Annotated in this window: 8 protein-coding genes and 1 pseudogene; 7 read left to right on the plus strand and 2 right to left on the minus strand. The window is 70.8% G+C overall.

The window, feature by feature from the left end; genetic code table 11:
• Positions 1-8: 8 nt before the first annotated feature.
• Together ACTWQH_RS18670 and ACTWQH_RS18675 are read right to left on the minus strand one after the other, a co-directional pair.
• Entirely contained in the window at positions 9-1,523 is a 1,515-nt protein-coding gene (locus ACTWQH_RS18670; RefSeq protein WP_443287746.1) for an ABC transporter permease, read from the minus strand.
• 144 nt (positions 1,524-1,667) lie between these two features.
• Positions 1,668-3,404, minus strand: coding sequence for an ABC transporter family substrate-binding protein (locus tag ACTWQH_RS18675; protein WP_443287747.1), 1,737 nt, complete (start codon positions 3,402-3,404; stop codon positions 1,668-1,670).
• Positions 3,405-3,925: 521 nt separating this feature from the next.
• On the opposite strand from ACTWQH_RS18675, the gene ACTWQH_RS18680 reads away from it, so the two are divergent.
• From ACTWQH_RS18680 to ACTWQH_RS18710, 7 genes and pseudogenes are all read left to right on the plus strand, one after another.
• A complete protein-coding gene (locus tag ACTWQH_RS18680; protein WP_443287748.1) occupies positions 3,926-4,465 on the plus strand; it encodes a DUF2617 family protein in 540 nt (179 codons plus the stop codon).
• A gap of 70 nt (positions 4,466-4,535) precedes the next feature.
• Positions 4,536-5,318, plus strand: a pseudogene (locus ACTWQH_RS18685) (spermidine synthase); the annotation flags it as partial.
• 63 nt (positions 5,319-5,381) lie between these two features.
• Positions 5,382-6,263, plus strand: coding sequence for a hypothetical protein (locus ACTWQH_RS18690; RefSeq protein ID WP_443287749.1), 882 nt, complete (start codon positions 5,382-5,384; stop codon positions 6,261-6,263).
• Positions 6,264-6,377: 114 nt separating this feature from the next.
• Positions 6,378-7,199 (plus strand): aldose epimerase family protein, encoded by an 822-nt coding sequence (locus ACTWQH_RS18695; RefSeq protein WP_443287750.1) that lies wholly within the window; start codon positions 6,378-6,380, stop codon positions 7,197-7,199.
• A gap of 21 nt (positions 7,200-7,220) precedes the next feature.
• Positions 7,221-7,760 (plus strand): orotate phosphoribosyltransferase, encoded by a 540-nt coding sequence (gene pyrE, locus ACTWQH_RS18700; protein ID WP_443287751.1) that lies wholly within the window; start codon positions 7,221-7,223, stop codon positions 7,758-7,760.
• A 60-nt stretch (positions 7,761-7,820) separates the two neighbouring features.
• A complete protein-coding gene (gene fbaA, locus ACTWQH_RS18705; protein ID WP_443287752.1) occupies positions 7,821-8,843 on the plus strand; it encodes a class II fructose-bisphosphate aldolase in 1,023 nt (340 codons plus the stop codon).
• A 16-nt stretch (positions 8,844-8,859) separates the two neighbouring features.
• Positions 8,860-9,273: a DUF3151 domain-containing protein gene (locus ACTWQH_RS18710; protein ID WP_443287753.1), complete on the plus strand. Its 414-nt coding sequence runs from the start codon at positions 8,860-8,862 to the stop codon at positions 9,271-9,273.
• Positions 9,274-9,334 lie beyond the last annotated feature (61 nt).

Below are 9,334 nucleotides of genomic sequence, written 5' to 3' on the forward strand. Positions count from 1 at the left end.
GATCTCCTTTATGACAGCCGGATGCGGGGGTCGAGGAAGGCGTAGGCGATGTCCGCGATCATGTTGAACAGCACGATCGCGCCGCCGGTGACGAGGTAAAACGCCATGATCGGCATGGGGTCGCCGACCTCGATGCCGCCCAGCAGCAGCTGGCCCATGGCCTGCCACCCGAAGACCTGCTCGGTGACGACGGCCCCGCCGATGAGCGTGCCGATGTCGTAGGCGATCAGGGTGGTGATGGGGATCATGCCGTTGCGCAGCACGTGCCGCGTGATGACCGCGCGTTCGCTGAGGCCCTTGGCGCGGGCGGTGCGCACGTAGTCCTGGTTCATCACCTCCAGCATGCTGGCCCGGGTGTAGCGCGTGTAGCTGGCCAGGGAGATCAGCACCAGGGCGAGGGTGGGCAGCGCCAGGTGGCCGAAGGAGTCGAGGCCGTGCTCCCAGAAGGTGCCCTCGTAGTTGGGGGTGTTGGGGCCGATGGTGGAGATCGGGCGGCCGCCGACGGACTCGCTGTAGTCGGCGAAGGACGACAGCATCCGGTCGGTGAAGACGACGGCGCCGGTGAAGAGCCCGGTGAAGACGGCCGCGGGGATGGCGGCGCGGCGGTACAGCTCGCCGCCCAGGAACCAGGCCAGGGCCACGCAGATGGCCAGGGTCACGCCGCCGAGGATCAGGATGGTGCCGAGCGTGGCCTTGTCCAGGATCGGGTCCAGGACGATGGAGGAGGCGGTGCCGAGGGCGGCGGCGATGAGGGACGCCTGGAGCGGGGGCTTCCACTCCAGGCCGCCGCCGACGAGCATCGTGAAGGCGATGGCGCCGGCGACGGCGGTGAGGGCGATGACGCCGGGCCCGAGCGCGGGGCGGGCGAACCACTCGGCGAGCGAGAAGTAGGTCAGCAGCCCGGCCATGGCGACGGTGGCCCCGGCGAAGACCTTGATGCGGGTGGGGCGATCGCCGGCGATGAGGGAGGCGCAGCCCAGGCCCACCAGCAGCGAGATGCCGCCGATGAAGGGCGGGGATATCTCGGGGTTGGCCAGCCAGTCGTTGAAGTCGATGGCGAGGAACTGCTTGAGCAGGGTCGCCACCCAGAAGACGGGGAGGGCGAAGAAGACGAACGCCGCGAAGGTGACGGTCTGGTCCAGGGCGGTGTACTGGCGGAGCGCGGAGATCACGCCGATGGTGATGCCGAGGACGATGGCGATCACGACGGCGCCGGTGACCAGCTGGAGCGTGGCGGAGAACGCCCCCTCCAGCATGGAGTTGACGCTGAGGCCGTCGCGGTTGACGCCGAGGTCGCCTCTGACGGCGTCTTTCAGCCACAGGAAGTAGCGGACGAGGACCGGCTCGTCGAGGTGCATGCGCTCGGTGATCTCGGCGATGGCGGCCCGCTGCCGGTCGGCGGGCAGGCTTCTGGCCTCGGCGAGCGGATCCCGGATGTTGGTCGACAGGATGAAGATGATGACCGTGGAGGCCAGGAAGACCAGTGCCGAGACGAAGAGCCGCCGCACGATGAAGACGAGCATGGTGCTGACTCCTGGTGATCAGGGGGACGGCAGCCGAGGGGCCGGGGGTGTGGTCCCGGCCCACACGGCTGCGAGGTGCGAGCGAAACGGTGGCCGTGGCGCACCTGGGCAGGCCTCTACCCGAGGTGCGCCGCGGCTAGCGCCTTACTGCACCGTCCACTGGTCGGCGTTCCAGACGATGCCGTTCTGGGACGGGTTCGGGACGACATTCTGCACGCGCGGGTTCCACGCATCGATGGCCGGGTGCGAGTACAGCGGGAGCGTCACCATGTCCTCCCAGGTCAGGGCCTCGATCTGGGCGGTGAGGTCGTTGGCCTCCTGCTCGTCGGAGGTGCGCAGGATGTCATCCAGCAGCTGGTCCATCTCCTCGCTGGAGTAGCAGCCGTTGTTGTTGGCCTTGCCGTCCGGGGTGCAGGAGATCGGCGTGCGGTAGGTGGAGTTCCAGCCGGAGCGCAGCGGCGATCCTGACCAGGCGAACATGGCCACGTCGAAGTTGTTCTGCTGCAGGTCGCCGTTGCGGTCGAAGAAGTCCAGCGCGGAGGTGAACTGGACGTCGAAGCCCGCCTCGTTGCAGGAGTCCTCGATCAGCTGGCCCGCGTTGTTGCGGCGGGGATTGTCCAGCGTGGACAGGCGCACGGTGGTGCCCATGGCGCCCTCGTCCTGAAGGATCTGGCGGGCCCGGTCGATGTCCTGGGTGCCGAACTCGTCGATGTACTCCTGCGAAGCGGCCAGCGACTCCTCGTAGCCGGGAATGCTCGGCTGGACGTTGCGGGTGTTCAGGACCTCGGCATCGTCACCCACGACGGGCTTGATCAGGTTGTCCACGATCTGCTGGCGCGGCACGCAGAGCGCGAACGCCTGGCGCAGCGGGAGGCTGTCGGCGAAGGGGCCCTCGTTGAAGTTGAAGTCCAGGTGCTCGTAGACGTACTCGAAGCCGAAGTACGACTCCATGTCGGACAGGCCCTCGATCTGGGTCGCGATGTCGACGTCGGGCTGCGGCGAGATGATGTCGACCTCGCCGTTCTGCAGCGCCGCGACCTGCTCGTCGAGGGGGATCTGCCGCACGACGATCGACTCCACGCCCGGCGGCTCACCCCACCAGCGCTCGTTCGGCGTGAGGGTGACCGAGGAGTTCGCCTCGTAGCCGGAGATCACCCAGGGGCCGGCGGAGGGGATCACACCGGGGTCGGGCAGCGCGCCGTCGATCAGCCAGCCCTCGTTGAAGAAGGTGGCGGCGTCCTGGAGGACGGCCTTGTCGTCGCCGCGCAGCGCCTCGAGGAACGCCTCGGGGCTGTCGAAGCCGCCCTTCTCGGCGACGACGTGCGCGGGCATCATCGTCGTGTTGCCGTTGCTGGGGCCGTTGGCCTCCCAGTCCGCGTAGGGCTGGTCGTAGACGAGGGTGAAGTCCTTGCCGCCGGGGGCGCAGTCGGGCATCTCCGTGTCCTCGATGCCGCCGGTGTCGCCGGCGGAGAACAGGCCGTCGAAGGCGCCGCTGTTCTGCGTCCACCACAGGATGACGTCGTCGCAGTCGATCGGGTCGCCGTCGGACCAGACCGCCTCGTCGTTGAGGTGGTACTCGACGGTCAGCGGGTCGTCGGAGGTTTTCTCGAAGGTGCCGAAGTCCTCGTTGCGGATGACGCCGCCATCCTCCTCGCCGAAGGTCCAGAAGCCGTTGTGCACCCCCTCGAGCACGAGGCCGTCGGCGACCGTGTTGCCGCTCGCCGTGGTGTTGTTGTAGGTCTGGAACGGCTGGTCGCTCGCCAGGGTGACCGTGCCGGACGGGCCGCTGGTGCCGCCCTCGCCGTTGTTCTCCTCCTCATCGCTGCCGCTGTCGCTCGTACACGCCGAGAGGGCGAGCGCCCCTCCCAGCACGACAGCCACGAGTTTCGACGTTGTGCCGAATCGGGTCATCTTCGGGCCTTCCGAGGTGTTGACTTCGGGTGTGAAGTTGCGGAGAGCTTCCTCACAGAATCCGGCGCGAACAAGTGCGCCTGGGTGACCGTTGTGCAGCCGAGATGTGAAACAGGCTGAGCCGTGATCACTATTTCACCCGATTCGGGGGCAATCCAGACGTTTCGCTTGGGTGTACGCGCGTAAACCGTGCACGTCTGTTCGTAATGCGGGCAAGTTGTCGGGGAACACCTGCGCCCTCTGTCCCCGGGGGGATGGAAACCTGGTGAAGTTGGGTAAAAACGCTGTGGGGGCCGCGTGTTCCATGATTCGGTGATCCCGTATCCGGGTTCTGCGTCCTGGGCCAGCCCAGTCGGGCCTGACCGGCGGACTTGACTCACGACAACGGCCCGGCGGCCGGCCGACTTGAGGGGGGTCTCATCGGGCTCTCCCGAGGCCGGTCCGCACCATACTCAACTGCGCTTCAACTGCGTGCATGCGGGAGCCGACCCATGCTCACCACGATCCACACCTCCTTCACCGACACCCGAGCCAACGATCTGGCCTGGGCGCTGGGCCGGGAGCCACTGCCCTCCCTGGCCACGCTCGAGCTCGAACTCACGGAGACGCACGTGCAGTTGCGCGTGCTCGGCGCCTCCCATCAGGTGTTGCTCGACTCCCCGGCGGGCACCTGCTCGGAGACCGTGGCCTGCATGCCCGGGAGCAACACCCCGCTCCCGCTGGGCGTCTCCAAGCGCCTCGGCAACCTCGAGTACGAATTCGCCGCCCGCGTCGAGAGTCTCAGTGCGGGCTCGTTCGTGGGGCGCGCGCAGGAGCTGCTCGCGCTCGTCGCCGAGCATCCCCACGGCCTGGCCGGGATCTTCCCGGGCGACCCGAACGCCTTCACCGCGCTGCTGGCCCAGCGCCGGGGCGGGCAGGTCCACTGGCGGACCTGGCACGCCTACCCGCAGGAACGGCGGCTGGTCGCCACGCGCACGCGGCTCAGCGTCGGCGAAATCCGTGACGGCACAGCACAACTGGACCGGAGATGACTAGGAAATCCACGGAATCCACTCCTGTGGGTGACAAGGTCGCTCCGAAGCGTGACGTAACGTTCGGTTCATGATCGATACGTCAGAACCCGTGGTCGAGCGGCAGTCCGTGGCGGGCGCCGCCAAGCTGCCGGTTCCGGCGGGGACCGGGCGCTTCCTGGTCCTGGTGGCCGTCTTCATCTGCGCCGCCTGCGGCCTGGTGTACGAGCTGGAGCTCATCGCCCTCGCGGACTACCTGGTAGGCGACACCGTCACGCTCACCTCCGTGGTGCTCTCCCTGATGGTCTTCGCCATGGGCATCGGCTCCCTGGGCGCCAAGCGGCTGCGGGGGCGGGCCTCGCTCAACTTCGGCCTGATCGAGGCCCTCCTCGCCCTCATCGGCGGCAGCTCCGCGATATCGCTCTACCTCTGCTTCGTGCTCTTCGGGGAGTCCCGGCCGATGCTGGTGGGCCTCTCGCTCGCCATGGGGGTGCTGATCGGGGCCGAGATGCCGCTGCTGATGACGCTCATACAGCGCATCCGCCGACAGGACCCGGGCCGGGCGGTGGCCGACCTCTCGGCCGCCGACTACGTGGGGGCGCTGCTGGGCGGGCTCGCCTTCCCCTTTCTCCTGCTGCCGATGCTGGGCCAGCTCACCGCGCCGCTGCTCACCGGCGTGGTCAACGCCCTCGCAGGCGGCGCCGTCGTGCTCTGGCTCTTCCGCAGCGACCTGCCGCGGCGCGCCCGCCGCCGCCTCTACGCGATCAACGGCCTGGTCGTCGGCTGCCTCCTGGCGTGCACCGCCGCCGTCGGCCCCCTGGAGCGCGCGGCCGAGCAGGCGCTGGACGAGCGCGACGGCCGCACCACGGTGCAGCAGCGGCAGGAGAGATGAGCAAGATGAGTGACCGGGTGACGGGCAGTGGGTAGGCTCCGCGCCATGGTGCACGAGGTCTATGTCCCGTTTTCCACGTCCGTCGTGCGTGGCGCCCTCGCCGAGCCGGAGCGGGTGGCGCGCTGCCTCCCGGGACTCCAGCCCGGCCCGGAGGACGCCCTCCGGGACGCCCGGCTGCGGGTGCGCATCGGGGGGTCCACCATCACCTTCCGGGGCGATCTCACCGTGGCCGAGCACGGCGAGGGCATCGGCGTCGAGGCGCAGGCCACCGAGGCCCGGGGCAGCGGGACGGTCCGCCTCTCGCTGACGGTCGTGCCGCGCCCGGTCCCGGAGGCCGAGGGCCCGGGCACCACCCTCTCCTTCGCCGGCACCGTCGAGTCCACCGGGCGGCTGGCCGGGTTCGAGCCGGCCCAGCGGGAGGCGGCGGCGCTGCGGCTGCTGGACCGTTTCGCCGAGGCGCTGAGCGAGGAGCTCTCCCGCGGCGCGCAGCCGCTGGCGCCGCCGGCGGCCGGGGGCATCGGCGAGCCGGAGGACAACGAGCCCGCCATTCCCGGCATCCCCTCCCCCGAGAGCGCGGTGGAGCCCCTGGAGCCGCCCGGATCCCTGCAGCCGGAGCTGGAGCCGCTGGAGGACGCCGAGCTGGACGACGAGGCGCTGACCCAGGAGTTCGCCGAAGGGCTGGCGGAGGACCTCGCCCGCGCCGGGGCGCCCCCCGAGCCCGAGGCCGACGTGGCCCGGCGCACCATGATCGGGCGCAGCGCCGAGGAGGTGGACCACGCCCCGCCGCGCGGGCGTTACGCCCCCACCCCCGCGCCGGGACGCACCCCGGCCGCCGCGGCCACGCTGCGCTGGGCGGCGCCGGCGGCGGCGCTCGTGGTCGCCTCCGCCGTGGTGGTGGGCCGCCGCCTGCTGCGCCGCCGGCGCTGAGGGCCGCCCGAGTCCCACAGAGCCCGACGGAGTCCGACCGAGTCCGACCGAATCCAACAGAGACGGCCGAGACTGTATTAGATATTCCCTACACCGAATCGTTATCGTCATGGGGTGACGACCTCATACACCGATCGCGCGGTACGCCTGCGCGCCGGAGACGCCGAGCTGACCGTGCGGCCCGATCAGGGCGGCCGGATCGCCTCGCTCACCGTCGGCGGCACGGAACTGCTGCGCCAGGGCGACCGATTCGGCTCCTTCGTGATGGTCCCCTGGTGCGGCCGCACCCGGCAGGGACGCTTTCTCAACGGCGCCCGGGTCCATCAGCTGCCCCTGGACGCCGGCCCTCACGCCATCCACGGCACCGTCCGCCACGAGCGGTGGCGCACCGTCCGCGCGGACGACCGCTCCGCGGCGTTCGTCTGCGAGCTCGGCGACCCGTGGCCCTACCGGGGGCGGGTGACGCAGCTCGTGGAGCTCGCCGAGGACGGCGGCGGGGTGACGTTCACCCTGGGCGTGGAGACCCTCGGCGACTCCTTCCCCGCGCAGGCGGGATGGCACCCGTGGTTCCTGCGCACGCTCACCCCCGGCGGCCCCCAGGTCGAGCTCGACTTCGCCGAGGCGGCGGCCTGGCAGGAGGAGCGCGGCGAGGACCACCTGCCCACCGGCAACCGCGTCGAGCCTGGGCCCGGCCCGTGGGACGACTGCTTCGGCATGCCGGACGGCGTTTCGGCCACCCTCACCTGGCCCGGTCAGCTCCGGCTCACCGTCACCAGCCGCGAGCGGTGGGCGGTGATCTACGACGAGCTGCCCGAGGCGGTCTGCGTCGAGCCGCAGACGGGGCCGCCCAACGGCCTCAACACCCACCCGCGGCTGGTGACCGAGCTGGAGCCGCTGGAGGCGGCCACCACCTGGACCTGGCAGACGCTGTCGTAGCCCTCGCGTAGTCTCGGCCGCATGAGCCAGGTGCGCGACGAACTGCTGAGTCAGCTGAGGGAGAAGGCCGTGGTCCACGGCCGCGTGGTCCTCTCCTCGGGCCGTGAGTCCGACTACTACGTCGACGTCCGGCGGGTCACCCTCGACGGGCGGGCGGCGCCGCTCGTCGGCCAGGTCATGCTGGACCTCACCGCGGACCTCGACTACGAGGCGGTCGGCGGCCTCACGCTGGGCGCCGACCCGGTGGCCACGGCCATGCTGCACGCGGCGGCGGCGCGCGGCCGGCGGCTGGACGCGTTCGTGGTGCGCAAGGAGCAGAAGACGCACGGGCTCCAGCGGCGCGTCGAGGGCCCGGACATCGCCGGGCGGCGGGTGCTGGTGGTCGAGGACACATCCACGACCGGCTCCTCGGCGCTGACGGCCGTCGAGGCCGTCCGGGAGGCCGGGGCCGAGGTGGTCGCGGTCGCGGTCATCGTCGAGCGCGGGGCCGCGCCGGCGGTCGAGCGGGCGGGCCTGCCGTACCTGCGGGCGTACGGGATTTCGGATCTCGGCGTGGGATAGTCCCCCGGGGTCTGGGAGTATGGGCGGCGAGGCACGTCGGAGTCTTAAAGGAGCGGACAGATGCCGATCGCGACCCCAGAGGTCTACAACGAGATGCTCGACCGGGCCAAGGCGGGGCAGTTCGCCTATCCGGCCATCAACGTCACCTCGACGCAGACCCTGCACGCCGCGCTGCGCGGCTTCGCCGAGGCGGAGAGCGACGGCATCGTGCAGATGTCCACCGGCGGCGCGGAGTTCCTCGGCGGCCAGTACGCCAAGGACATGGTCAGCGGCTCCCGCGCGCTCGCGGAGTTCGCGCACATCGTCGCCGAGAAGTACCCGGTGAACATCGCGCTGCACACCGACCACTGCCCCAAGGACAAGCTCGACGGGTACGTCCGCCCGCTGCTGGACATCTCCGCCGAGCGCGTCGCCCGGGGTCAGAACCCGCTGTTCCAGTCCCACATGTGGGACGGCTCGGCCGAGACGCTGAACGACAACCTCTCCATCGCCCAGGAACTGCTGGCCAAGGCCGCCGCCGCCAAGATCGTCCTGGAGGTCGAGATCACCCCGACCGGCGGCGAGGAGGACGGTATCAGCCACGAGATCAACGACGAGCTGTACACCACCGTCGACGACGCGCTGCGCACCGCCGAGGCGCTGGGCCTGGGCGAGAAGGGCCGGTACCTGCTGGCCGCCTCCTTCGGCAACGTCCACGGCGTCTACAAGCCGGGCAACGTCGTGCTCCGCCCCGAGCTGCTGCGCGAGCTCCAGGACGGCGTGGGCGCCAAGTACGGCAAGCAGAACCCCTTCGACTTCGTCTTCCACGGCGGCTCCGGCTCCACCAGGACGGAGATCGCCACCGCGCTGTCCAACGGCGTGGTGAAGATGAACCTGGACACCGACACGCAGTACGCGTTCAGCCGCCCCATCGCCGACCACATGTTCCGCAACTACGACGGCGTGCTGAAGGTCGACGGCGAGGTCGGCAACAAGAAGATCTACGACCCGCGCAGCTGGGGCAAGCTCGCGGAGGCAGGCATGGCAGCCCGCGTCACCCAGGCCTGCGCGGACCTGCGCTCCACGGGCACCCGGCTGAAGTAGGGAGGGACCAGCACAGATGGCGACGCACGAGAACCTGCTCGGGGGCCCTGCCCCCACCCGCCTCCCCGACGACCCCGAGCCGCGCGAGCTGCTCGCCTCCGGCACGGCCCCGGCCGAGGTCGCCGCCAAGTACCCGGCGTCCTCGCTGGCCTGGGCGCAGCTCGCCGACGACGCCTTCGCCGAGGGCCGGGTCGTCGAGTCCTACGCCTTCGCCCGCACCGGCTACCACCGGGGCCTGGACGCCCTGCGCCGCAGCGGCTGGCGCGGCCAGGGCCCCATCCCGTGGGAGCACGAGCCGAACCGCGGCTTCCTGCGCGCGCTGCACGCGCTGGCCAGGGCCGCCCAGGCCATCGGCGAGGACGACGAGCACGAGCGGTGCACGACTTTTTTGCGCGACAGCTCCCCGACGGCCGCCGAGACGCTGCGCTAGCCGCGTCCGCCGTGCCGGGGGCTCCGCCCCCGGACCCCCGGCCGCCCACACCCCGGCACCC

Source organism: Streptomyces sp. 6N223 (assembly GCF_052246635.1).
Lineage (GTDB): Bacteria > Actinomycetota > Actinomycetes > Streptomycetales > Streptomycetaceae > Streptomyces.